Genomic DNA, 25,155 nt, shown 5'->3' on the forward strand with positions numbered 1-25,155 from the left:
CTACACGTCCCTCCTTACAAACGTTCCTTCGTGGTTATACGAGCAGCGCGCATGCGCGGCCTGAGCCGACGCCGGGTCGACGGCGGCAACGTTGCCCGCCTCGAGCTCGCGCAGGCGCTCGGCGATGCCGGCCTCCACGCGATCGAGCAGGGCATCGAAGTCCATGCTGCCGCCCTCGCCCGGGAAGCCCTTCTTGAGGCCCGGGATGCGACCGTCACCGCGCTCTTCCTCGAGCAACTCGGCGCTCGCCGCACCGCGCAGCGCGGGCTTGCCGCCCTTGGTCGAAAAATAGAGCGCTGCACGGGTATCCAAGCCCAGCGCCCGACGCATGGCCTGCGCGTAGATGAGCGTTTGGGTATGGGGCGGCAGCCAGCGCGGGTCGTCGATGGGAGCCTCGCCCGTCTCCTCGTCACGCACCGTGGGGTCGGCAAGCTTAAACTCCTCGACACCCGAACGATGCTTGTAGTCGATTACCACGGCGCGATTCTCGGCATCCACATCTACGCGGTCGATGCGCCCGCCAAGCGGCCAACCGGCATACTCAACGTTAAGATCGTTAAAGGCAAACTCCAGGTAGCGCGGAGCAAAAGGAGTCAGCGCCTCGGCTTCATAGGCAAGCACACCCTCCAGCTGCGGCAGAATCTCAGCCACCTGGCGCTCCTCTACCGGAGAGAGCGGCACGAGCGGACCCTCGTTGCCACGCTTGCCGGCGTGCTCGGCCAATGTCTCGTCAAAGACCTCGCGCAGCAGCTCCTGAGCGCGCGGCAGGTTCTCGGGCGTCACGCGCTCCATGCCTTCCTGGGGCAGACGGGCGTGCAGATGCTCCAGCACGTCGTGGACAAAGTTGCCCTTCTCCATATTGCCAAAGCCGGCGTCGATCGACTGGGGCTTGACGCGATACGAGACGAACCAGCATAGCGGGCAGGTCGAATAGGCCTCGATCTGCGAGGCAGACGTCAGGCGCGGCACCAGCGGCGCATCCTCGCCCTCGCCATCGCGACGGCGCAGGACCAGATACGGCACGGCCTCGGCACTCAGATGCTGGGGGGCTTCACAGGTCACGCGCTCGCGCTTGAGACCTTCGCCTGCCGCGGGATCGAAGTCGGCGATGATATCGCCCTCGCCTACGCACGTGGGCTTGGCAGCGCCAGCGGCCTCGGCATGTGCCCGCAGCTCGGTCCATACGGCTGCCGGGTAGCACTCGCGCGCCTGGCGATCGTGTGTCACGCGGGCGAGCGCGACCGGACCGCTCGCCGCCTGCATCGCACGGCCAAAGCGCACGCGCAACAGGGCAGCGGGCTCCAAAGACACGCCGTCGCGGCGCAGCTCGGCCATCAACGTGGCAAGCGGGCCCTCTTCGTGCGAAAGCGGATAGCTGTCCAGGTCGACATCGGCAAACAGCACGGCATCGTATCCGCCAGGACGCAAAACCGACGCATCGGCAAGCGACACGAAGCGCACTTGCGCCCGTGGCGTGCGATCGACCTCGTAGGTCTCGTAATCGTATGCGGTACTGCGCTTGTCCACCTTGGTTCGAACGCCGTCGAGAACCGGCACGGTCGCGGCCTGCGACACGTCGAGCGCGCGAGCATCGTTCATAAGGATGTCGATGGCATGGCGCAGCAAAGCCGTCTCTGCCTGGCGACGGGCCTGGCCGTCAAGGCCGCCTAGAGCGCGATCGGGCAGCGCCTCGGCAACGGCGAGCATGGCCTTGAGCGCCGTCACGGGTTTGTCGCGCCACAGCGCCTGGAACACGTCCGAGACTACGCACGGCACATTCTTAAACCAGCTATCGTCGCTGGCGGCCTTGCGGGCGCCCCTCACCTGGCCCTGCACGCTCTGCAGCAGGCTCTTGATGCCCACAGCGGTCTTGCTGCGCGACAAGCGCATGTTCTTGTCGAAGCCGCGGGCGCTCGCGGCGTCGGCACCCGAAAGCGGACTGTAGATCCAGTCGGTAAGCTCCGGCGCGGGCCACCACTCGGTCTTTGACGCCATGCCCTCATCGGCGGCCTTCATGCGCTCGATCAGGCCGGCAAGCGCCGCAAACTGCCTGCCCGCAATGGATTGGGAAAACGCCGTGAACTCAGTTGTCTCGGCAGCGATATGACGAGCCGCCAGACGAGAGGCGAGCTCACCGAACAGCTGGGATGCCCGGGCAGAAACAACGAGCACGCGCACGGGGTCGACGGGCGTCGCGGCGCCGGCGACCTCGGAACCCAGGCACGCTTTTACCAGATCATCAATTGCGTCCGTATAGACATGAGCACGGGCATGGGGGCCGGCGACCTCAATAAAGGCAGGCTGAGCGGCGATCCCGCAAGCGGCATCAGGCGCGACGGCGTTCTTCCCCAGCGGCGCGATCTCAAACAACACATCGCGGGCATCAAATGCCGCGGCAAGCTCCTCGCGCATCGCCGCCTGCTCGCGTGCAAGCAGCACGACGACCTCTCCCCCATTGTTCGCCACGGCAGACAGCAGCTCGAGCAGACCGTGCGTAAACGACGTGATACCGCGCACGCATACGGCGCGAGTGCACGCCGGCAGGCTATCGGCCAGGACACTGGTCATAATGCCAGCTGCCTCGCAGGGCTCGACCATATCTCGACGGTCCAAACCGCCCGCATAGGCGCGCAAAAGCTCGAACACACGGGCCTCGGCATCGCTTTTTGGCTCAGGCTGGCAGTTGTCGCCACGGCATCGTTCGGCACCCGTCCCCGCAACGCCCGGCAACACGTCGCGGGCCATGCGCGCGAGCATGCGCACTGTGCCCTGGCTGCGCGAAAGCGGCTGCAGGTCGACATCGTCGAGACGCGTGACCATGTCCGAGAACAGCATCTGGCGCTGCAGGTTGTCGACGAAACCGCGCCCGTCGCCCAAAAGCTCCCAAAGCGAGCGAAGCCACGATGTAGGCGTCTTGTAGTCAATACCCAGCGAAATCCCGGCTTCCGCCGCATCATGACGGCACAGGTCGAGCTCGGCAAACGTAGGTGCCAGCAGCACGGCACGTCCGTGGCAGCCAACAAGGTCGGCAAGCAGCGCCGACTCGGCATCACTCAAATCCGTGCCGGCATTGGTGGTATAGATTCGAACAGGCATGGTCCTCCGCTCAAACTGTTCGCAATAATCAATGCATCCATCCTACCCGCCCAAGCGGACACATTGCCACCGCAGCTCCATCTTTTGGTACAAAGCAACCTGACCCCAACGCACCAGCCGATTGCAGGCATATAAAAACCGCCCCCGGAGGAGCGGTTTTGTACAATTCGTTTTTTGCGCCGCCTACTCGCCATCCTCCAGCTTAATGAGGATCTTGCGATAGCCGCCGTACTCGCCGTTCAGCGCCTTTGAAACGCGGCTCACCGTAGTGGACGAAGCGCCGGTGCGGGCCTGAACCTCAACATAAGGCTCGCCCTCATCCAGGTAACGCGCGACCTGCAGACGCTGCGATAGATCGCAAATCTCGCGCGGCGTGCAGATATCGGTCAAAAACGCTTGGATATCCTTCTCGTCGTCCAAAAGGCTAAATGCGTGGACCAGCTGCTTGACATCAGGCTTGTCAAACATGTTCTCGATATTCATCGATCACCGCCAAACCCGCCAAAAGGCATCGAAGTTGATACTGACATCGGGCATCGTTCGCCCGTTCTATGCAATAGGGCAACGCCTGTGGCTTTTGCCCGTAGCAGTGTAGCACACCACCAAACTAAAGCGACAAGACTCTCTGTCAGCGGCGCGTTTTTCAGGACGAACGCCGTTTTGAAATCGAATGCGCACGTAAGCTCCACGAATATTTGCGACAATGGGCATCCAGGCAAGGCCCCGCGTTCGCGCAGCCGTCCAAGTCGCCACGGCAAGCTGCTTCACGCGTCACTAACTCTCCCCGCGCAAGAAAGGACCCCCTACCATGCGCTTTATGCTTAACTGGCTCTTTACTTCGATCGCCATCGCGATCGCCACGTTCCTCGTCCCCGGCATCCAACCCTTCGGTTTTGCCGAGGCCTGGGTCTGTTTCGCCTTTGTGGGACTGTTCCTCAACATCGTCGATTCGCTCGTCAAGCCGTTCCTGACGGTCATCTCACTGCCGCTCACTATTATTACGCTTGGTATTTTTCAGCTCGTAGTCAACAGCTTTATGCTCGAGCTGGCCAGCTACCTGTCGGTCAATCTGTTGGGCGCTGGTATCTCCATTGCCGGCTTTGGATCGGCCTTTATGGGCAGCATCCTGGTATCCATCATGCGCAGCATTCTCGATAGCATCGCCTAGGGCTAGAACTGTTCAATACGAACCGTCATATCGACCCAAAACGAAGGCCGCCCATCGCAAAAATGGGCGGCCTTCTTATTTGTCAAGTCTCAAAGGGCGAGAGAATCTACCATTTCCGCTCCGTCCCCAAATGGCGGGTATGGGTTAGATGACGTAGTCGTAGCCATGGTTGGGAGCGACAAGTTGATCAAGCGTCACACCGTCGAGGTAGTCGTTGATGAGCTTGTCCAGGTTCTTCCACACGTCGAGCGTGGGGCACTCGTCCGAACGCGAACAGCCCTTGCAGTCGCCGTCCAGGCATGCGACCGGCGCCAAGCTGCCCTCGGTCAGGCGCAGGATCTCGCCCACCGTATACTGCTCGGGCGGGCGCATAAGCACGTAGCCGCCGCCCTTGCCGCGCATGCCCGAGAGCATGTTGGCGCGCACAAGCGTAGCCAAGATGTTCTCGAGATATTTCTCGGAAATCCCCTGTCGCGCCGCGATCTCTTTGAGCGGGATACGACCGGCTGCCTGGTGCTCGGCCAGGTCGACCATAACGCGAAGGGCATATCTGCCCTTAGTAGAAACCAACATGTATAGTGCTGCCTTTCGGTCATTTAGTCCGTAGAAATTCTAGCCGAAAAATTGGTTTTGAAAATACCCATTCCCGTCAAGATGGTTAATCGACTCGTCATAATCTTATATTTCCTATTGCGTTACTAGGCTTTAGCGTCTACTATGCTTGCCAACAGCAAAACGAACAACCTATAGGGTTTGTGGGTTTCGCTGCTACACACACCGTAAAACCACACGGCATCCAGTCATTTGAACACTTTGGAGGTTCACCATGAGCAATGTTTATACGTCCATCGATCAGCTTATCGGCCACACCCCGCTTCTGGAGCTCACTCACTTTGAGGCCGATGAGGACCTCAAGGCCCGCGTGCTCGTCAAGCTGGAATACTTCAACCCCGCCGGGTCCGTCAAAGACCGCGTCGCCAAGAACATGATCGACGAGGCCGAGAAGGCCGGCAAGCTCGTGCGCGGCGGCGACTATACCATCATCGAGCCCACGAGCGGCAATACCGGCGTCGGCATCGCCTCGGTGGCGGCGGCTCGCGGCTACAAGGTGATCATCACCATGCCCGAGACTATGTCCGTCGAGCGCCGCAAACTTATGCAGGCATACGGCGCACAGCTCGTGCTCACCGACGGCTCCAAGGGCATGAAGGGCGCCATCGCCAAGGCCGAGGAGCTGCAGAAGGAGACACCCAACAGCATTATCGCCGGTCAGTTTGTAAACCCCGCCAACCCTGCCATCCACAAGGCCACGACCGGCCCCGAGATCTGGGATGACACCGACGGCAAGGTCGACATCTTCGTCGCCGGCGTCGGCACCGGCGGCACCGTGACCGGCGTGGGCGAGTTCCTCAAGGAGCAGAACCCCGAGATTCAGGTCGTCGCCGTTGAGCCCGCCACTTCCCCGGTGCTCTCTAAGGGCCAGGCCGGCCCGCACAAGATCCAGGGTATCGGTGCCGGCTTTGTGCCCGACGTCCTCGACACCCAGGTCTATGACGAGATCATCCCCGTCGAGAACGACGACGCCTTTGCGACCGGCCGCGCCGTGGGCCACAAGGAGGGCGTGCTCGTGGGCATTTCGTCCGGCGCCGCCGTGTGGGCCGCGCTGCAGCTGGCCAAGCGCCCCGAGAACGAGGGCAAGACCATCGTGGCCCTGCTCGCCGATACCGGTGAGCGCTACCTGTCCACGGCACTGTTCCAGGACTAGAGCCTGTCGCCCATAGGTTGAGCCCACGGACGAGCCGGTCTCCTCTCTCTCCCGGCAGTCTGAGCCCATCTCATTAGGGCGTCCCACAGGACGCCCGAACTTGCTACAATGTCTGCGGCGCGGAACCAGTCTCCCGCGCCGCTTTTCTTTTTTGGCCACATGCCACCAAGGAGAACCTCCCCATGCACAACAAGCGCGTGCTCGTCGCCATGAGTGGCGGCGTCGATTCCAGCGTGACCGCGTATCTGCTCAAAAGCCAGGGTTACGAATGTGTCGGCGCCACCATGCGCCTCACCTGCCCCGCGCCCGATCCCGTCACGAGCACGAGTAAGGTCGACCGCGACATCGCCGATGCAAAGGCCGTCGCCGAGCGCCTGGGGATACCCCACCATGTACTTAACCTGCAGCAGACCTTCGACCGCAATGTTATCGAGCGCTTCGTGACCGCCTATCAGGAGGGGCTGACGCCCAACCCATGCATCATCTGCAACCGCCACATTAAGTTTGGCGCATTGCTGGATGCGGCGCTGGATATGGGCTGCGACTACATCGCCACAGGTCACTACGCCAAAACAAGCCAGGCGTCCGACGGCACCTGGCAGCTGCATCGCGGCGAAGACCCCAAGAAGGACCAGAGCTACTTTTTGTATTCGCTCACGCAGGAGCGGCTGTCGCGCACAATCTTTCCGCTGGCCGGGCTGGACAAAGAGCGCGACGTGCGCCGCATTGCCGCCGAGCAGGGCTTCATCAACGCCAAGAAGGCCGAGAGCGAGGACATCTGCTTTATCGCGGACGGCGACTACGCGGGCTATATCGAGCGCCGCTGCGGACATGCCGCCGAGCCGGGCGATATTGTATGGCGCGACGGCAGCGTGGTCGGACGCCATAACGGTGCGTTGCGCTATACCATCGGCCAGCGCAAGGGCTTGGGCGTCGCGATGGCGCATCCCGTGTATGTGACGGGCGTCGACGCCGCCAACAACACCGTGCATCTGGGCGAGGCCGAGGACCTAACGGCCACAGCACTCACGGCCGACGACTGGATCTGGAGTGCCCCTGCCGACCGCATGGAGGCAGAGCTCACGTCCGGCGGCATTCGCGTGGGTGCCAAGTACCGCTACCGTCAGAAAGACCAGGCAGCGACCCTTACACATGGCGCCGACGGACAAATGCTGCTAACTTTTGACGAGCCGCAACGAGCCATCGCCCCCGGCCAAGCCGTTGTAATCTACCGCGGCGACATCGTCCTCGGCGGCGGCACCGTTACGACAGCCATCAAATAGCAGCACCTCGCCCCATCCCCTCCATAACTTGCGGTGAAATAGGGACTGTTTAAGCGTTTAAAACCGCCAAACAGTCCCTATTTCACCGCAACTTAGAGAGGACGGCCTCGGTCGGTACTGCTGTGTCAGCCGAGGCCGCTGCATTGCTAGCGCTGTACGTAGGCGCGAACCAGCTCAAAGGTATTACGCACGCCGTCCATGTGGCTGCGCTCGTAGTTGTGGCTCGCGTACACGCCGGGGCCGATCAGGCCATGGCGAATGTCGTAGCCGGCCGAGAGCGTGGCCTCGACGTCGGAGCCGTAGTGCGGGTACACATCGATGGCGTAATCGAGCTCCAGCTCGCGCGCGATGTTGGACAGCGTGGTCACCAGATCGTAGTTGTAGGGGCCACCCGAATCCTTGGCGCAAATCGACACCATGCGCTCGGTGCAGCCCAGGTCGTCGCCCACGCAGCCCATGTCCACGCTGATCATCTCGCGCGTGTCGGCCGGCACGAAAGCGCCGCCGTGGCCGACCTCCTCGTACACGGTGAAGAGCAGCGACACCTTGCGCGAAAGCGACACCTCGCCGTCAGCAACGGCGCGGGCCAGACCCAGCAGAATCGACGCCGACAGCTTGTCATCCAGGAAGCGGCTCTTAATGTAGCCGCTCTCCGTCACCGTGGTACGCGGATCCATAGCGATGATGTCGCCCGTCTGAATGCCCAGCTCGAGCACATCGTCCTTGTTGTCGACATTCTCGTCGAGCAGGATTTCCATGTTCTTCTCGATGGTCTTGACCGGCTCGTCGGCCACGTGCGCCGAAGGCTCGGTATTGAGGACCACACCCGTGTACGCATTGCCGTCACGCGTGTAGACGGTGCAGTTCTCGCCATCGGCCGTAGACCACTGATGCCCGCCGAGCGTCGTGGGACGCAGGCGACCATTGTCCTTAATGGAGCGCACCATGGCGCCCAGGGTATCGACATGACTCGCCAACACGAGCGGCTCGCCCTCGCCGCCAAGCTCAACGAGCACGTTGCCCTTATTGGAACGCTCGGGGCCAAAGCCCATATCGCGCAACGTTTCCATTAGATAATCAGTCGCCGCACGGGTATAGCCGGTAGGCGAAGCAATAGAAGTCAGCGTCTTAAGCTGTCCCGCGATATAGGAGAGCGTCTCCTCTAGAGAAGCATCGATTACAGAAGCCATGTGCATCCTTCCAAGCAAAACTAAGACCGAATCCCGATTTTAACCGTTCTGCACGCGCAAGGCTCTGGGAGCCGAGCCACCTCTAGACGTCCTCGCGCCGATTTTGCGCACGCGCACGGCTTACAATCCCAATCATGCATAAATCCTATCGGTATTTGCATAAAAATGAGGCATCTTCTTGCTTCGTCTCAGGGTACCCCACTTTGGACCGTGCAAAAAACGGAGTATTCAGCACCGTGGGCCCCAACGGCCCCATCACAAACGACAAAACGACGCGGTTACAGCAGTGTTGCAGGCCAACGCAAACCAAAAACGCGGCGACAGCCATCTCCGTCCATCGATAGCCCACCCACAAGGGCTGTCGATGGACGCCTGCGGGCCACTACGGCCCATTCAAAACGTTATGCATTTTTAAGAGCTTGCTGAATACTCCCAAAAATGCACGCTGGGAAGTGCGCCACCTATCCGCAGCGGGCAGTATGCCTTGGTTTTGCCCGTCTCGGGGCATCGACGCAGCACAAAAAGCCCCGCCGTGCGTAGCACGGCGGGGCCAGCGGCAAGTCAAAAGACCATACGCCTACGGGCGAAGGGCCACCAAACTGGGCTAGGCAGCCGGGCAGATCTTCTTGAAGAGCTCGATGACGTCGTCGAGCGTCGCCTCGCGCGGGTTGCCCGGGAAGCAAGCGTCGGCCATGGCGTCCTTGGCCAGGACCTCGATCTCGTCGGCCTTCATGGCCTCGCAGACGTGCGGGATGTTCACGTCGGCAGAGAGCTGCTTGACGGCGGCGATGGCGGCGTCGGCGGCCTCGTCGGTGCTCATGCCCGTGGTGTCAACGCCCATGGCGACGGCAACCTTGGCCAGGCGCTCAGCGCAAACCGGCTTGTTGAACTCCATGGCGATCGGCAGCAGCATGGCGCAAGCGACGCCGTGCGGGGTGTCGTAGTGAGCGGACAGGGTGTGAGCCATGGCGTGGTCGATGCCCAGGCCAACGTTGGAGAAGCCCATGCCGGCGACATACTGGCCAAGGGCCATGCCCTCGCGGCCGGAGCCGGGCTGACCGGACTTGGCCTCGGCGACGGAGTCGCGCAGGTTCTCGCTGATCAGCTTAATAGCCTCAAAGTGGAACATGTCGGAGAGCTCCCAAGCGCCCTTGGTGGTATAGCCCTCGATGGCGTGGGTCAGAGCGTCCATGCCGGTGGAAGCGGTCAGGCCGGCGGGCATGGAAGCCATCATGTCAGGATCGACGACGGCGACCTCGGGGGCGTCGTTGGTGTCGACGCACACGAACTTGCGGACCTTCTCGGGGTCGGTGATGACGTAGTTGATGGTCACCTCGGCAGCAGTACCGGCGGTCGTCGGCACAGCGATGGTGAACACGGCGTGGTTCTTAGTGGGAGCAACGCCCTCGAGGCTGCGGACATCGGCGAACTCGGGGTTGTTGATAATAATGCCGATGGCCTTGGCGGTGTCCATGGAGGAGCCGCCACCGATGGTCACGATAGCGTCAGCCTCGGCGGCCTTGAAGGCCTCGACGCCGTCCTTGACGTTCTGGATGGTGGGGTTGGGCTTGATCTCGGAGTAGAGGCTCCAAGCGATGCCGGCGGCGTCGAGCTCGTCGGTCACCTTGGCGGTAACGCCAAACTTGACCAGATCGGGATCGGAGCAGACGAAGATCTTCTTGTAGCCGCGACGCTGGAGCTCGCCGGGGATCTCCTTGATGGCGCCGGAACCATGATAAGAGATGGTATTGAGAACGAAACGATTAGCCATTGATAGCCTCCCATCGTGTGCGGGGCACCCATTACGCCCCGCGCTATAAGTCCCATCCTAACGCTTTTGAAACAAAAAACGCGTGAGAACGTCAAAGGTGTTAAAACGTTTCAACAGATGATGAATAATGTTGCGGCAAAGGGACAGCCCCTTTGCCGCATTCGGTTACTTTCGGCAGCCCTCTTTCCAAGCCTCGGCCGCAACCTTCCAGCGTAAGCGCAAGTCGCGCTCGCGGTCGATGAACATGATGGCAAACGCGACAAACAGCAGCAAGCTCGCCACGACGATGGCGTGCAGGCCCATGCGCTCAATACACCAGTTGCCCAACACGGCGCCAAACACAAAGGTAAAGATCACGCCAAAGTACAGCAGGCCGTTTTCCAAAAAGCCGCGCCTGTGGGTGATGATGTAATCGTCCACGTTTTGCAGCGCGTTGCGCAAATTGCCGATGCACATGGTCGTAGCGATGCCGTGACCGTGGATCTTGCGGAAGCTCTCGACCTGCATGCCGCAGGCAAACGAGGTGAGGCAGTTGGCGAGCAGGTTGTAACCGCCACCGGGGATAAAGCTCACGCCCAGCAAGATGACGGCTTCAAAGAACACCGTCACTTGGCGCCAGTGAATCACGCTGCCAAACCGCTCATGTACCAGGTCGGCAAGCATAATGCCCACGGCAAACGACACCACGGGGAAGAAATAGCGTCCCGCCAGTGCCCAATTGCCCTCCGAGATGCTCACGCCCACGAGCAGGATGTTGCCCGTCTGCGCGTTTGCGAAAACATGGTCGCGCCCAATGTACGAATACACATCCATAAAACCACCGGCGAGCGCCAAGATGATGCCCAGCTCAATAGACTCCGATATCTGTTTGGCACGCTGCATCGCCGTGCATCCTCCTTGTTGACGACCCTCTCGTGCGTTGGCGGAAACATAGCCGCCGTTCATACTGTAACCCATTGACAACATGGCGTGCGCGCGAGACGGGTTCTCCAACGCGCAGATACACAGTCTGGAAACAAACAGCGGGCGCGGCGCCGGCACCCGCATCGACACGCCGATCCGCCAGCTCGTGTACTCCACCAGTCTTTTTAGCCCCGTCCCAAAAAGACTGGTTACAATTACGTGCAGCATACAAACACCGGGAGGGATCGTGGCAAAAAAGCCTCAGCACGCTCAGAACAACCAGCGCAGTCAGCAGGGCAAACAGGGCCAGCAACAAAAGCGCGGCGGCAAGGCACAGGGTGGGCACACCACGCATACCCCAGCAGCGCCCGTCCGTCCCTGGCGTCCGGGCCGCGACAAGTTTCTCCCCGTCAGTCGCGCCGATATGAATGCGCGCGGCTGGGACCAGTGCGACTTTGTCTACATCTGCGGCGACGCCTACGTGGACCACCCCAGCTTTGGTATGGCCATCATCAGCCGCGTACTCGATGCACACGGCTACAAGGTGGGCATTATCTGCCAGCCCGACTGGACCGACCCCGCCAGCATCACGGTGCTCGGCGAGCCGCGCCTGGGCTTTTTGGTCAGCGCCGGCAACATGGACTCCATGGTCAACCACTATTCGGTGACCAAGCACCGCCGCCACACCGACGCCTATACCCCCGGCGGCGAGGAAGGCCACCGCCCCAACCGTGCCGTCACGGTCTACGGCAACCTCATCCGCCAGACGTTCAAGGACGCTCCCATCATCATCGGTGGCATCGAGGCAAGCCTGCGCCGTCTGGCCCACTACGACTATTGGCAGGACAAGCTCAAGCGCTCGGTGCTGCTCGACTCGGGCGCCGACATCCTCATCTACGGCATGGGCGAGCACGCGATCGTCGAAATCGCCGACGCGCTCGACGCGGGGCTGACCGTCGATCAGATCACCTATATCAACGGCACCGTTTACCGCACGGGTTCGCTCGACGAGGTCTACGACTACGACCTGCTGCCCAGCTGGGACGACCTTACCGCCGACAAGCTCAACTACGCGCGCAGCTTTAACGTGCAGCAGCAGAATATGGATCCCATCACCGGGCATCGCCTGGTAGAGCCCTACCCCAACAGCGTCTATGTGGTGCAGAACCCGCCGTCGGCGACGCTCACTACCGATGAGATGGACGAGGTGGCCGAGCTCCCCTATGCACGCGATTGGCATCCCGACTACGACGCGGCAGGCGGCGTGCCGGCCTTTGCCGAGATCAAGTTTTCCATTAGCTCCAACCGCGGCTGTTTTGGCGAGTGCTCGTTTTGCGCCCTCACCTTCCACCAGGGTCGCGTGCTGCAGATGCGCAGCCACGACTCGATCATGCGCGAAGCCGAGCTGCTCAAGCGCGATCCTGAGTTTAAGGGCTATATCAACGACGTGGGCGGACCGACGGCAAACTTTAGCCGCCCTGCCTGCGACAAGCAGCTCAAGCACGGCGTGTGCAAGAACAAGCGCTGCCTGTGGCCGAGCGTATGCAAGAACATGGTGGTCGACGAGAGCGGCTATACGCAGTTGCTGCGCGACCTGCGCCAGCTGCCGGGCGTCAAGAAGGTCTTCGTGCGCAGCGGCATCCGCTTTGACTACACCATGGCCGACGCCTCGGACGAGTTTTTGCGCGAGCTGCTGGAGCATCACGTTTCGGGCCAGCTGCGCGTAGCGCCCGAGCATGTGAGCGACGCGGTGCTGTCCGTGATGGGCAAGCCGAGCCGCGCCGTCTACGACGCGTTCTGCCGTAAATTTGAACGCCTGAACCGCGAATACGGACTCAAGCAGTACGTGGTGCCGTATCTGATATCGAGCCACCCGGGCTCAACCATGAAGGAAGCCGTGGACCTTGCCGAAGCCGTGCGCGACATGGGCTACATGCCCGAGCAGGTGCAGGACTTCTACCCCACGCCGTCCACCATGTCGACCTGTATGTACTACACCGGCGTGGATCCGCGCACCATGGAGCCGATCTATGTGGCGCGCGACCCGCACGAGAAGGCCATGCAACGTGCGCTCATCCAGTATCGCAAGCCCGAGAACTACAAGCTCGTGCGCGAGGCGCTAGAGAAGGCCGGGCGTCGTGATCTGATCGGCTATACCAAGCATTGCCTGATTCGCCCCGTGCCGCCACGCCCGGGCGAGACGTCTGCCGGCGGTGGGCATGGCACCGGCAAGAAGGGCGGCAAGGCCCACGGTGGCGCCGCCGGCAAGGGGCCCAAGGGCAGCAAGGGTCACGGCGGTATGTCCCGCGCGCAGAACACTGCCGGTCGCAATCGCGCGGCACAGGGGCGTCAGGGCGCCAACGGAGGCGGCAGACGCAGCTAGCGCGGCGAGGCGGCATGCCGCCGTTGGCGACACGACACGCCCCACCAATAAAATGCCGCTCGCTGGGGCGTCGCAGAACGATTCCCCGGCGAGCGGCCGATTAATATTGTCTATCTCAAAACGTCGTTACTTTTTGTCGAAACGACCATAGAGCGCAAACGAGAGCGCCGCAGAGATAACCCAAGTCAAAGCGATGCAGACGACAATCATGATCAGGTTCATGGGATTGCCGCTTGGATCGGCATAAACGGGCAACGAGGTAATGCCGGGCATAACAAAGCCGAAGCACTTTGCGCCGAGAACAACGGTAAGCGCACCGCCAATGCCATCCGCAATCATCGCAGCGATAAGCGGAGTCCTGTTAGGAACCTGAACGGTAAACAAGGCGGGCTCGGAAATTCCCATAAATGCTGAGAAGGCGCACGTCATTGCAGCGGACTTGAGCTTTTCGTCGGTCATGCGCAGGGCTGCACCAAAAGACGCACCGCTTTCGGCGAGGCTATGGCAGAAAGAGATCGGGAGCAGATAGTCATACCCAAGCGTTGCGATATTGGAAATCTGGATAGGGCTCGTTGACTGATGCATGCCGAAGAGCACGATAAGCGGCATAAAGAAGCCCAGCAGAAAACCGGCAACGGGGCCTAACGTCGAGAATAGCCAAACGATACCGTTGGCAAGACCAAGACCGCACCAGGCACCAATCGGAGCGAGCACAAACAGGTTGACGGGAATCACGATAGCAAGGGAGAGCGCCGGAACGACAACGAGCTTAAAAAGATCCGGCACGACTTTGTCGATTGCACGATATACAAAAGACAAGCCAATGACGCCAAAGATAACCGGGAACACGGAATCGGCGTAGCTAAAAATCGGCACCGCAAAACCGAACAGCGCAAGGGGCGTCTCGCCCGTACCGACAGCGTTGACAATGGTCGGGTACATCAGCGATCCGGCAACACAAAGCGCAAGCGAACGGTTGACCCGGAACTTATCAGCTGTAGACATTGCCAGCAAAAACGGCAAGAAGTAGAACGGGATATCCGAAATCATATTGAATATCGCAAAGTCGCCGGCACCCGTGTCGATTCCAAAAGCCGCGATAGCAGCCAGGATGCCCTTTACGATGCCTCCCGCCACCAGTGCGGGAATGATAGCGGAGAAGATGCCGGTGATGATATCGAATACGCGAGCCGAACCTTTTTGGAGCTCAGGCTGCTCGGCGTCGGCGGAGACCTCGCCACCCATCCTGTCGCCTAGCATGGGCTCCAATTCGTCATATACCGACCCCACGCTGGCGCCGATGATAACCTGCCACTGCCCGTCTTTAACCTGCGCGCCCAAGGCGCCGTCAAGCGTCTTAAGGGCCTCCAGATCTGCCTTGCTATCGTCCTTCAGGTTGAATCTGAGCCTTGTAATGCAGTGCGTTGCCACAACAACGTTATCGGCGCCGCCCACGAGCTCGAGGACACGAGCGGCCAGTTCCTTCTTGTCTGCCACAACAATCACTCCTACCCAAGATCCTCGCCATTAGTGGCGATACATTTCTGGTACCAATAGAAAGAGTCTTTACGCAAGCGCTCCGCAGTGCCGTTGCCGCAATTATCCAGATCGACATAGATAAGCCCGTATCGCTTGTCCATCGTAAGAGGACCGCAGGCAACAAGGTCAATGAATCCCCAAATCATATATCCGCGCACGTCAACGCCATCGATCACTGCCTCTTTAAGGCACTTTATGTGCTGGCGCAAATAATCGATTCGATACTCGTCGTGGATGCTGCCATCCTCCTCGACTACATCAGATGTACCGAGGCCGTTCTCGGCGATATACAGGGGCAGCCCATAGCGGTCATACATCTGGTTAAGGGTAACCCTCAGGCCAATGGGATCGAGCTGCCAGCCCCACTCACTCGTCTCGAGATAAGGGTTCTTGTTTGCCATGACCAGATTTCCCGCAGTCTTCTCCCATCCCTGATCGCAGGTGGATACCTGGGAAAAGTAGTACGAGAAGGCCAGGAAGTCGACCGTGTTGCGAGCGATGAGCTCCTCATCGCCCGGCTCCATTTGAATCTCGATATCGCACGCATCGAAATAGCGATTCATGTAAGCGGGGTATTTTCCACGAGCCATCACGTCCGTATAGAACCAGTTGGAATACTGGTCGTCGTGAATAGCCTGCATGTTATCTTCGGGACGGCAGGTGGCAGGATACGTACAGAATCGAGCGATCATGCCGCCAACGGGAGTATCGGGCGAAAGACGATGGACAATCTCGACGGCGCGCGCATTGGCAACGAACTCGTGGTGCAGGCACTGGAAGATGGCTCGATCGAAGTTCTCCCCCTCTTCGTCTTTGACCAGACAGACCCCGTCCCAAGGCGAAAAACGCGCTGCATTGAACTCGTTAAAAGGCAGCCAGAAATCGACCAGATCGCCCAATTCCGTAACGATTGTCTCGACATAGCGGGCGAAGAAATCAATCGTCTTGCGATTCTTCCATCCCCCATATGTGGTGACAAGATTTACCGGGATGTCATAGTGGAGCATGGTGACGAAGGTCTTAATGCCGTGCTTTTTGCACTCACCCAGCATGCTTCGATACCACTCGATGCCTTCGCGGTTAGGCTCAAGGTCATCTCCGTTAGGATAGATTCGGCTCCAGCAAATAGAGGTGCGGAACAGCTTGAGACCCATCTCCGCAAAAAGCGCGATGTCCTCACGATAGTGATGATAGAAGTCGTTGCCGCGCCTAAACGGGTAGAACTCAACGCCATCATCTGCGAGAGCGTTCATTAGCTCGTCATGGCAGAAGGGGTTGTTTTGATGCTTGTCCTCAATCTGGTCATGAGTCCAGGTGCCATCCAGCCATCGACAATCCTGCGTCGACTTTCCCTTTCCGCCCTCATTCCAGGCGCCATCGGCCTGCGAGCACGATATGGCTCCGCCCCATAAAAAGTCGGAGTCAAACCCACGTTTTAACTTACTCATTTGCCCTCCTTGATCGGATGCTCCAGCGGATAACCCAATACTAGGGAGAACAAGATGCATAAGATATCGCATAGAAAGCGTTGGTTTATAACATTTTTTTAGATATAATACCGTTTAAGGCACCGATTCTACCGTTCACCCCTGGAGCACCCCATGGATTCGAATCTCAAACAGCTGCTCTACACGCATACCGAGACCGAAGAGTGGCATCGCACGCATCCAGGAGAGCTCAGCCCGCGATATAACAGAGTGGAAACCACAACCATTAACGGCGAAGAGGTCTATCTGTTTGATTGGAAAGAAACTCTCGACGAAAACCCCGTGGGCCTTATCAAGGAGTCGCGCTTTACCGATATTCCTCCTCATATCAATCGGGATATGGAGCTTAACTACGTGTACGACGGCGTCTGCACGTTTATCGTCAACGGACGGCGACTACTCCTTAAAAAGGGCGACGTGCTCATTTGCAACACCGGCGTAGTCAGAAGCGTTCCATACGTTAAGGGCGAGCATGATATCGTCATTTCGATCGTCTTCAAAAAAGAAATGTTCGATTCGTTGTTCCTGAGCCAGCTACCCGGCGCGTCACCATTAACGAATCTTCTATTTGATTTTGTGTCCAAAAACCGCGAGGCCCGAAAATATCTCATTCTTCCAGAGGAATACGCCCGACATGCGCGACGCCTCATCGAGATGCTCTTTATCGAATATCACTTTAAAGATGCCTATTCCAACGAACTCATGAGGCACCTCGCCGTCAGCCTATTCCTTGTTCTCATTCGAGGACTGTACCGACGCTCCGCAACTGATAACCAGGCGATCATGTCGGACGAACGCATCGTGTCGATTCTGAATCATATTGAGCGAAGCTACGGCGACTGCACACTCGAAAGCATTGCGAGCGATACGGGTTATAGCACCAGCTATCTCAGCAGCTTGATCAAGCAAAAAACCGGCAAAACGTTTTCGCAAATCAAGCTCAACCAACAGCTCACAGAGGCGGCATATCTTCTCAATAACACCGAGCGCAGCGTGCAGTATGTAGCCCGAAAAGTCGGCATCTCCAACATGTTATTCTTTTACTCAAAATTTAAAGAAGCATTCGGCGAAACGCCAGGTGCGTTCAGGACGCATCGGTCTAATTAAAGGCGTTATTACTCAGACCGATCAGCTTCGCGCGACACGGGAATGCGCAATCGAAGCAGCGAGCGCATCGCCTCTACCAGCACAAAGCCGGCGATGCCAACCGTGACCACAACGTCGAGCGGTGTGCCCACAAACCACAGCAGCCCCATGAGATACGACCCGGCATTAAACGCAAAGTGCAGCAGAATCGTGTAGCGAAGCTTTCCGGTGGTCACGAGCACCCAACCAAAGATGAGGCCGGCGGCACCCGCGTAGCAACCCTGCACCCAATTCATGTGCATAAAACCGAAGATTGCCGCCTGCAGCACAATCGCCGCGGCAATACCCCACGTACTTGGGGCCGCCCAGGGCACCATGGCGCCGTCCTGCGCGCTCGCACGACGCCGGCGCTTCCAAAGTGGGCGGCACTGCGGATTAAACGCTCGGAGCGAAAACTCAATAATAATGCCGCGCACCAGCAGCTCTTCACAAAATGGGGCGCCGAGCACAGTAGTCAGGACGGCGAGATAGCTGGTGTCGCCCATGCCTGTTTCCTCGACAAGCTCGCTGTAGTCGGCCGCGGCCTCGGGCAACAGCGACAGCGCGGCGTCGGTCACGTAGCCAACGACCACCTGCAGGGCAAGGCCAATCACGATAACGCAGGCGATGCGTTTCCACGCCCCACGCGCTCCCCCGCCGAGCGGGTGCTCGCTTTGCCGGCGTGCCATAAACGAACGCGGCCACAGATAACGCCACCACAGCAGCGCCATCAAAAACGACGCCATCTGCGCGGCAGCCTGAAGCAATTGAATGTCGAGGCCATCGATCGAAAAACCCATGAACACCGATGCGACGCCAAGGGCGGAAAACAAAACGACGCTCAGGGCAATATCGGCAGCGACGACGCCAAAACAGGCAAGCGCCCAAATCATCGCATTGAGCATGCCAACCTCCTCCCGACGACTAGTCATTGGGGACGTTCTTCAACGACTAGCTGTTGGGGACACTCTTTGCCAAAGGCCCCGTTGGGCGAGATGTCGAACGGGAAGGTGCCGCAGCGATTGAACGCGGCGATAAACATGCGGATGGCGTTGGACGGCGTGGTGCCCACGAGCTGGGTTGCCGCCGCGAAGGCTGCCTTCTCCTCGGGCAAGACCTTCGCGACTACGGGGGTCATGTGTTCTGCCATGGCGCTTCCTTTTTGAAACGACGGTGGTGCGGATAGATGCGGGCCACGCGGCTGGGCGACGGGCTGTGAAGGCAACCCGATTGACCCGCATCTGGAGTTTGTTTCTGCGGCGTTGGTATTACTTGGTATTCCTAAGTATTACCCCGCAGATAGAATACCACACCAGACCCCATGGGGACGGAGGAAAACGAATCATTTTGTTGCTGAGTTAGTTTTTAGAGCGTGATGATGTCCGAGATATCGAGGGCCTGAGCGTCGGCGGCGTCGTGCGTGGCAAGCAAGAGCGTGCGGCCGTCGAGCAGGTCGAGCACGACCTTGGTCGTCGCATCGCGCGCGGCGGCATCCAGGCCGGTAAAGGGCTCGTCAAGAATCACCGCGCCGCCCGGGCACAGCAGGGCGCGGGCAATCTCGACGCGACGGCGCTGCCCGCCCGAAAGCTCGGCCACGCGAGCATCCACATCGACTCCCGGCACCAGCAGGCGCAGCAATGCCGCGGCGCTCGAAGCGTCCACACGCGCATCGGCGCACACCAGCACGTTATCCAGCGCCGAGGCGGACTCGGCCAAGCGTGCATCCTGAAACACCATCGAGCACGGCGAGCACTCCCCCGCTGCCAACGAAAGCAGCGTCGACTTGCCCATGCCCGAAGCACCCATCACACAGATGCGCCCACCCGCAGGCACGTTGAGCACCAGACCGTACAGCGCCGGCGCCCAGGGCGCGCGATCGCCCACGGCGAGCGCAAGCCCCGCCGCAGCCCCGCCACCAGCAGAGCCTCCCACACAACCGCGAGCGCCGCGCCCATGCGCCCGCACGACCGCGCGCCACGCCACGGGTCCCGAAACCCGCAGCAGCCACACCAGCACGCGCTCACACGCCCACGAGGCGACAACGACCAGCACGGTCCACGCCAGCAGGTCCGCCGTCTCGATCAAAAGCTTCGCCTGATAGATGCGCTCGCCCACGGTGCCCACCGCCATGCCGATCAGCTCCGCCGCCACGCCGGCCTTCCAGCTCATGCCGATCACAGCGCGGGCGCACGAAAGCACAAACGGCAGGACTTCGCGCCAGGTGTGGGCACAAAACAGTCGCCAGCCCCGCACGCCATGCAGACGAAACATCTGCTCCAGCGGTTTATCCGCTTGCGTCAAGCCCTCGACCAGTGAGAAATACACGGCCGGCAGCGCCATCAAAAAGACCGCTGCAATGCTCACGCGCGCCGACCCCAACCAAATGAGCAGCAGAACCACCACGCAGGCAACCGGCGTCGCCTTAACAAACGAAAGCGCCGGCGCCACCAAGCGGGCAAACGTCAGCGATCGCACCGAGACTCCCGCCAGTACGCCGCCGCACACCGCGGCAAGCGCCAGCCCGCCCAAGATTCGCGCACCCGAGCCTGCCAGAATCGCCCATGTGCCGGCATCGCATACCAGTCGCAGCAACGCCACCACGACAGCGCCCGGCCTCGGCAAAATCAACGGCTGCGCCACGAAACCCGCCATCAGCACCCACACGGCAAGCCAAAAGGCGGCAACGGCACCTGCTGCCGCCACCGCCTTCATACGCTCTGTCATTTGTCGAGCAAACGCACGCACGGGCTACTCCATGTAGTAGAAATCATCAGCCGGGAGCTTGCCGCCCACGGCGCTCGCGTCCGCATCGGCCAGCACCTGCAGGTACCCACCGAGCGCCGCCTTCATATCCTTCCCCGTCTGGCACACGAGCATGCACCCGGGAATCGCCTTTTCGGCAATCGCGGCGTTATCGACGATACCCGCATCGACCACGGCCTGCGCCCAGTCCGCCGGCGCCGCGTTCACGGCCTCAACGCTCGCAACATGGCAGCTCAGGAATTCCGCCACGGCCTCGGGATGCTCCTCGGCAAAGGCACGGCGCACCACGGTCACACCCGTCAGCAAGCGCGAGCCCGTGTCTCCTGCCAGCTCGTCCCACACATCGGTCAGGCTCACCGGTGCCGGCAGCTTGCCCTCGCTCTTGGCGATGGCCGCCGTCTTGAACGGCTCGGGTAGCACGCCCACGGCAGTCGGGTCGGCAAGCAGAGCCGAGAGTACCTCGGTAGGCTCGCTCTTAAACTCAAGCGCCACCTGGCCGGCCAGGCCCGCGCGCCCCAGCAGGTAGTTCATGACGTACTCCGGCGTGGTGCCCTTGCCCGTCATATAGACGGTATGGCCCGCCAAATCGCCAAACGAGGTCACACTCGCGTCGCCCGTCACAACGTTCAGCACGCCCAGCGTGTTGATGTCGATGACCTGCACCGCGCCCTCAGTCTTGTTATAGAGCACGCTCGCCACGTTGGCGGGCACCAGGGCAATGTCGATATCGCCCTGAATGACCTTGGGCACAATCTCATCGGCGGCAGTATTGATCGCAAAGTCGAACTCATTGTCCGTCTCGCCATCGGCTGCCCGGTCCATAAACTGCACCAGACCAATCGAGGTCGGCCCCTTGAGCGAGGCGACGCGCACCTCGACCGGCTCTGCAGCAGCACCGGCGCCGTCCGTGGCAGCCGAGCCCGCGGCGGACCCGGCACCGGCAGCCCCGCCGCCACAGCCCGCGAGTGCGAGCGACAGCGCACCCGCGGCAAGCGCCGAGGCAAACCCCCGGCGCGACATCTCAAAATCAAACGCGCGCATCGCTAGCACGTCCCCTCGTTAGGCATCGTCCATGCGTGATGGTCGGTATGCAGCAGCTCCTCAGCCAGCGGCGAGAGCGGCTCGCCCAAAAACTCGCGGTAGCACGCCTGGACATCGGGATTCTCATGCGAGAAGCGAATGTCCGCAGCGGCATCCAGGCCCCACAGCACCTGGCCGCGCTCGGCCGCCAGCTCGCAGCCGTCATGGATGGGCTGACCGCCGCCACCGACGCAGCCGCCCGGGCACGCCATAACCTCAACGAAGTCATAGCTCGCACGGCCGTCGCGAATCGCATCGAGCAGGCGGGCGGCGTTGCCCAGCCCGTGCGCCACGGCGACGCGTACCTTGGTGCCATCGATATCGGCGACGGCTTCCTTCCAGCCATCCAGCCCACGCACGTCGGTAAAGAAATCCGCATCGGGGTTCTTGCCCGTCACCAGGTAATATGCCGAGCGCACGGCGGCCTCCATCACGCCGCCCGTGGCGCCAAAGATCACACCCGCGCCCGTGCCAAAGCCCAGCGGCGTATCGAGCGGCTCCTCGACCAGCGTGTCCACGCTCACGTGGCTCGCGCGGATCATGCGCACCATCTCGCGCACCGTCAGCGCAACGTCTACGTCGGGCGCACCGCCCTCGCCCACCATGCTCGGCAGTGCACACTCGGCCTTCTTGGCCGTGCAAGGCATCACGGACACCACGAACAGGCGCTCGGGCTCCACGCCCAGCACCTTGGCGTAATAGGTCTTGGCGATAGCGCCGAACATCTGCTGCGGCGACTTGGACGTGGACAGGCTATCGACAAACTCCGGATAGCGCGCCTTCACATAGCGCACCCAGCCCGGGCAGCAGCTCGTAAACATGGGCCAGCCGTGGCTGTCACCCTCGCCCTTGGCGGCGGCGCCCATGCGCTCGAGCAGCTCGGAGCCCTCCTCCATAATGGTGAGGTCGGCCGAGAAATCGGTGCCGAACACGTACTCAAAGCCAACGCGGCGCAACGCGCAAGCCAGGCGCTCAACGGTGGCCTCCTCGCGAGATATGCCGAGTTCCTCGCCCCAGGCGCTGCGCACGGCAGGCGCGATCTGCACCAGCACGATCTTGTCGGGATTAGCGAGCGCGTCAAACACGGTCTCGGTATCGTCGCGCTCGCGCAGTGCGCCCGTCGGGCAATGTGTAATGCACTGGCCGCACGCGACGCAATCGGTCTTGCCGATCGGTGCGCGCCCGCGGGTACCCACGGCGGTATGCGTGGCGCGGTTGGTCAGGTCCCAAATCCCTAGGCCCTGCACGCTCTCGCACACCTTGATGCAGCGCATGCATTTAATGCACTTGTCGTTTTCGCGGATGATGGGGAAATCGAAATCCCAGCCCTCGCCCGCCAAATGCCTTTGATACGGCAGATAGAAAATGCCCAGGTCGTTGGCGATGGTCTGCAGGTTGCAGTTGCCGCTGCGCACACAGCTCGTGCACTGCGAATCGTGCTGGGACAGTAGCAGCTGCACGTTGGTGCGACGCGCCTCGCGGGCCTTGGGGCTGTTGGTGCGGACCACCATGCCGTCGAGCACGTAGTTGTTGCAGGCGGCAACCAGCTGGTCGCAGCCCTCAACCTCGACCACGCACACGCGGCAGCCGCCGATCTCGTTTAGATCGCGCAGGTAGCACAGGGTGGGAATCTGGATACCGACGGACTTGGCCGCGTCCAGGATCGTGGTGTGCTCGGGCACCACGACCTCGCAATTATCGATAGTGAGCTTGACCATGTTGAGTGCTCCGCTTTCGGTGTTGTCGCTGACAGTGGTTTTGTTGAGCCCTACCATTCCAGGTTCCTCCCTCCGCGGAACGCGCCAAAGCCAAAGTGGTCGCAACGCAGGCAGCGGCTTGCCTCCTGGCGTGCCTCCTCCTCGGTAAGGCCCTGCTCGACCAGATTCCAATCGTGGATGCGCTCGCCGGCCTCGCGCTCGCCCAGCTCGCAGCGGCCGCACTCGTGCTTGCCCTTAAACTGCACGGTCGGCAGCTCAACGTCGAGCTTGATCTTGTGGTCAAAGCCCAGATAGCGATCGATATTTGCCGAAGCAACGCGGCCGGCGTTGATGGCCCGGATGACGGTGGCGGGACCGGTCTGGCAGTCGCCGCCGCTAAAGAGGCCATCAAAGTTAGGCACGGCGCCATCCGAATCGGTGACCACGCAGCCCCACTTACAGGCGATGCCCATGTCCTCAAACGGCTTGGAGTCGATGTCCTGACCAATGGCCACAAACACGCGCTCGCAGGGAATGACGCGCTCGGGCGTGGCGGCGGCACGCGGGGCCGGACGCCCACGACGGGGCTCGCCGATAATCTGCGGCTGCACGCGCAGGCCACTCACGCGACCTTCCTCGCCCGTCTCAATAGCGAGCGGTGCGGTGAGCTCCAGAACCTCGCAGCCCTCGGCCTGGGCGCCGGCAATCTCGGCATCCTGGGCCGTCATGTCGCAGATGCGACGGCGGTAGACGATGCTCACCTTTTCGGCACCGCAGCGCACGGCAGAGCGCGCCACGTCCATGGCCACATTGCCGCCGCCGATGACGCACACGCGCTGGCCGCTCAGGTCGGGCAGCTCGTCGTCGCCGATGGCACGCAGCATCTTGACGGCCGATTCCACGCCGAGCGCCTCTTCGCCCGGAAGGCCGAGCTTCTTATCGCTGTGGGCGCCAATGGCCAGGTAGACGGCATCGAACTCGTCGCGCAGGCGGGCAAGCTCCTCGCCGTTGACGGAGTGGTCGAGTTCCACGTCGATGCCGGCGCTCAAGATCCAGTCGATCTCGGCCTGCAGGCGCTCGCGCGGCAGACGGTAACTGGGGATGCCATAGCGCAGCATGCCGCCCAGGTGGTGGCGCTGTTCAAAGATGGTCACCTTATGGCCCATCACGGCCAGGTAGTAGGCGCAGGAAAGGCCGGCCGGACCGCCGCCAACCACGGCGATGCGCTTGCCGGTGTTGTCGGCCACTCTAGGCTTGTAATCGTTGAGGTCGCTGTGCTCAACGGCAAAACGCTTGAGGGCGAGGATGTTCATGGGATCGTCGACCATGCCACGACGGCAGTGCATCTCGCAGGGATGCTCGCACACCAGGCCGCAAACGAGCGGCAGTGGGTTGTTCTTGCGGATGACCTTGACGGCATCGGCATAGCGGCCGGCCTCGACGAGCGAAATGTACCCGGGAATGTCGACGTGCGCCGGGCAGCCCGAGACGCACGGGACGCGGGCCTCGCGGTCAAAGCCGCAGGAGTGCTCGCGAATGTGGTGCTCAAAATCGTCGCGGAAGCCGCGAATGGCCGTGAGTGCCATGGCGCCGGCCTCGTAGCCGATAGCGCAGTCACTCGAAAGGTAGATGGTGCGGGCCGTGCGCTCAATCAAATTGAGCGTGGACTCGTCGGCGCGGCCCTCGAGCACATCGGCGAGCAGATCGCTCAGCGCGCTCAGGCCCACACGGCAGGGCGTGCACTTGCCGCAGCTCTGGGTGGAGCACAGGTTGACGAGCGCCGCCGTAAACTCAACGGGGCACGGGGCGAGCGAACTCACCGCCAGACGGCGCCCAAGCGCATCGTGCAGGTCGTCCATGACGGCCTGAGCGTGGCTGCGTTCCATTACGTGCAGTCGTGCCATA

The 25,155-nt window shown here is 61.1% G+C and carries 18 protein-coding genes and 1 pseudogene; 5 read left to right on the forward strand and 14 right to left on the reverse strand.

Annotation, left to right across the window (positions count from 1 at the left end; genetic code table 11):
• Nucleotides 1-3,096: a PD-(D/E)XK nuclease family protein gene (locus tag AB5Z20_RS00335; protein ID WP_368155784.1), complete on the reverse strand. Its 3,096-nt coding sequence runs from the start codon at nt 3,094-3,096 to the stop codon at nt 1-3.
• Nucleotides 3,097-3,279: 183 nt separating this feature from the next.
• On the reverse strand, nt 3,280-3,579 hold the full coding sequence (locus AB5Z20_RS00340) for a YerC/YecD family TrpR-related protein (protein ID WP_022094855.1): 300 nt from the start codon (nt 3,577-3,579) through the stop codon (nt 3,280-3,282).
• 325 nt (nt 3,580-3,904) lie between these two features.
• On the opposite strand from AB5Z20_RS00340, the gene AB5Z20_RS00345 reads away from it, so the two are divergent.
• Entirely contained in the window at nt 3,905-4,264 is a 360-nt protein-coding gene (locus tag AB5Z20_RS00345; protein ID WP_055285729.1) for a phage holin family protein, read from the forward strand.
• 144 nt (nt 4,265-4,408) lie between these two features.
• On the opposite strand, the gene AB5Z20_RS00350 is transcribed toward AB5Z20_RS00345, so the two are convergent.
• Entirely contained in the window at nt 4,409-4,837 is a 429-nt protein-coding gene (locus tag AB5Z20_RS00350; protein ID WP_368155786.1) for an Rrf2 family transcriptional regulator, read from the reverse strand.
• A 253-nt stretch (nt 4,838-5,090) separates the two neighbouring features.
• Between AB5Z20_RS00350 and cysK the strand changes: the two genes are divergently transcribed.
• Nucleotides 5,091-6,029 carry a cysteine synthase A gene (cysK, locus tag AB5Z20_RS00355; RefSeq protein ID WP_055250951.1) on the forward strand — a complete coding sequence of 313 codons (939 nt, stop codon included), beginning with the start codon at nt 5,091-5,093 and terminating at the stop codon, nt 6,027-6,029.
• Nucleotides 6,030-6,208: 179 nt separating this feature from the next.
• Nucleotides 6,209-7,312, forward strand: a pseudogene (gene mnmA / locus AB5Z20_RS00360) (tRNA 2-thiouridine(34) synthase MnmA); the annotation flags it as partial.
• Between the two features lie 146 nt (nt 7,313-7,458).
• Here mnmA and AB5Z20_RS00365 read toward each other — a convergent pair.
• The 3 genes from AB5Z20_RS00365 to AB5Z20_RS00375 form a co-directional block, all read right to left on the reverse strand.
• The gene (locus AB5Z20_RS00365) at nt 7,459-8,502 is read right to left on the reverse strand and encodes a M42 family metallopeptidase (protein WP_368155788.1); all 1,044 of its coding nucleotides are present in this window, start codon (nt 8,500-8,502) and stop codon (nt 7,459-7,461) included.
• 604 nt (nt 8,503-9,106) lie between these two features.
• On the reverse strand, nt 9,107-10,273 hold the full coding sequence (gene fucO / locus AB5Z20_RS00370) for a lactaldehyde reductase (RefSeq protein WP_022094861.1): 1,167 nt from the start codon (nt 10,271-10,273) through the stop codon (nt 9,107-9,109).
• A gap of 165 nt (nt 10,274-10,438) precedes the next feature.
• Nucleotides 10,439-11,155: a YoaK family protein gene (locus AB5Z20_RS00375; RefSeq protein ID WP_118377270.1), complete on the reverse strand. Its 717-nt coding sequence runs from the start codon at nt 11,153-11,155 to the stop codon at nt 10,439-10,441.
• 268 nt (nt 11,156-11,423) lie between these two features.
• Here AB5Z20_RS00375 and AB5Z20_RS00380 point away from each other — a divergent pair, with 268 nt between their 5' ends.
• A complete protein-coding gene (locus AB5Z20_RS00380) occupies nt 11,424-13,559 on the forward strand; it encodes a YgiQ family radical SAM protein (RefSeq protein WP_368155790.1) in 2,136 nt (711 codons plus the stop codon).
• Nucleotides 13,560-13,685: 126 nt separating this feature from the next.
• On the opposite strand, the gene AB5Z20_RS00385 is transcribed toward AB5Z20_RS00380, so the two are convergent.
• Both AB5Z20_RS00385 and AB5Z20_RS00390 read right to left on the reverse strand, forming a co-directional pair.
• Complete coding sequence (locus AB5Z20_RS00385) at nt 13,686-15,056, reverse strand: PTS transporter subunit EIIC (protein ID WP_368155792.1); 1,371 nt, start codon at nt 15,054-15,056, stop codon at nt 13,686-13,688.
• 11 nt (nt 15,057-15,067) lie between these two features.
• Nucleotides 15,068-16,546 (reverse strand): family 1 glycosylhydrolase, encoded by a 1,479-nt coding sequence (locus AB5Z20_RS00390; RefSeq protein ID WP_161144796.1) that lies wholly within the window; start codon nt 16,544-16,546, stop codon nt 15,068-15,070.
• Between the two features lie 153 nt (nt 16,547-16,699).
• Between AB5Z20_RS00390 and AB5Z20_RS00395 the strand changes: the two genes are divergently transcribed.
• Complete coding sequence (locus AB5Z20_RS00395) at nt 16,700-17,692, forward strand: AraC family transcriptional regulator (protein WP_368155794.1); 993 nt, start codon at nt 16,700-16,702, stop codon at nt 17,690-17,692.
• A gap of 8 nt (nt 17,693-17,700) precedes the next feature.
• On the opposite strand, the gene AB5Z20_RS00400 is transcribed toward AB5Z20_RS00395, so the two are convergent.
• The 6 genes from AB5Z20_RS00400 to AB5Z20_RS00425 all read right to left on the reverse strand — a co-directional run bounded on the left by AB5Z20_RS00400 (nt 17,701) and on the right by AB5Z20_RS00425 (nt 25,154).
• Nucleotides 17,701-18,615: a lysostaphin resistance A-like protein gene (locus AB5Z20_RS00400; protein ID WP_368155796.1), complete on the reverse strand. Its 915-nt coding sequence runs from the start codon at nt 18,613-18,615 to the stop codon at nt 17,701-17,703.
• Between the two features lie 23 nt (nt 18,616-18,638).
• Nucleotides 18,639-18,860, reverse strand: coding sequence for a type II toxin-antitoxin system RelB/DinJ family antitoxin (locus AB5Z20_RS00405; protein ID WP_161144799.1), 222 nt, complete (start codon nt 18,858-18,860; stop codon nt 18,639-18,641).
• A gap of 215 nt (nt 18,861-19,075) precedes the next feature.
• Nucleotides 19,076-20,455 (reverse strand): ATP-binding cassette domain-containing protein, encoded by a 1,380-nt coding sequence (locus tag AB5Z20_RS00410; RefSeq protein ID WP_368155797.1) that lies wholly within the window; start codon nt 20,453-20,455, stop codon nt 19,076-19,078.
• A gap of 3 nt (nt 20,456-20,458) precedes the next feature.
• Nucleotides 20,459-21,514: an ABC transporter substrate-binding protein gene (locus AB5Z20_RS00415; protein WP_368155799.1), complete on the reverse strand. Its 1,056-nt coding sequence runs from the start codon at nt 21,512-21,514 to the stop codon at nt 20,459-20,461.
• Nucleotides 21,515-21,516: 2 nt separating this feature from the next.
• Nucleotides 21,517-23,328 carry a [FeFe] hydrogenase, group A gene (locus tag AB5Z20_RS00420; protein WP_438861062.1) on the reverse strand — a complete coding sequence of 604 codons (1,812 nt, stop codon included), beginning with the start codon at nt 23,326-23,328 and terminating at the stop codon, nt 21,517-21,519.
• The gene (locus tag AB5Z20_RS00425) at nt 23,322-25,154 is read right to left on the reverse strand and encodes an NAD(P)-binding protein (protein WP_040359255.1); all 1,833 of its coding nucleotides are present in this window, start codon (nt 25,152-25,154) and stop codon (nt 23,322-23,324) included. The genes AB5Z20_RS00420 and AB5Z20_RS00425 overlap by 7 nt, the downstream gene beginning before the upstream one ends.
• Nucleotide 25,155 lies beyond the last annotated feature (1 nt).

Source organism: Collinsella aerofaciens (genome assembly GCF_040910245.1).
Lineage (GTDB): Bacteria > Actinomycetota > Coriobacteriia > Coriobacteriales > Coriobacteriaceae > Collinsella.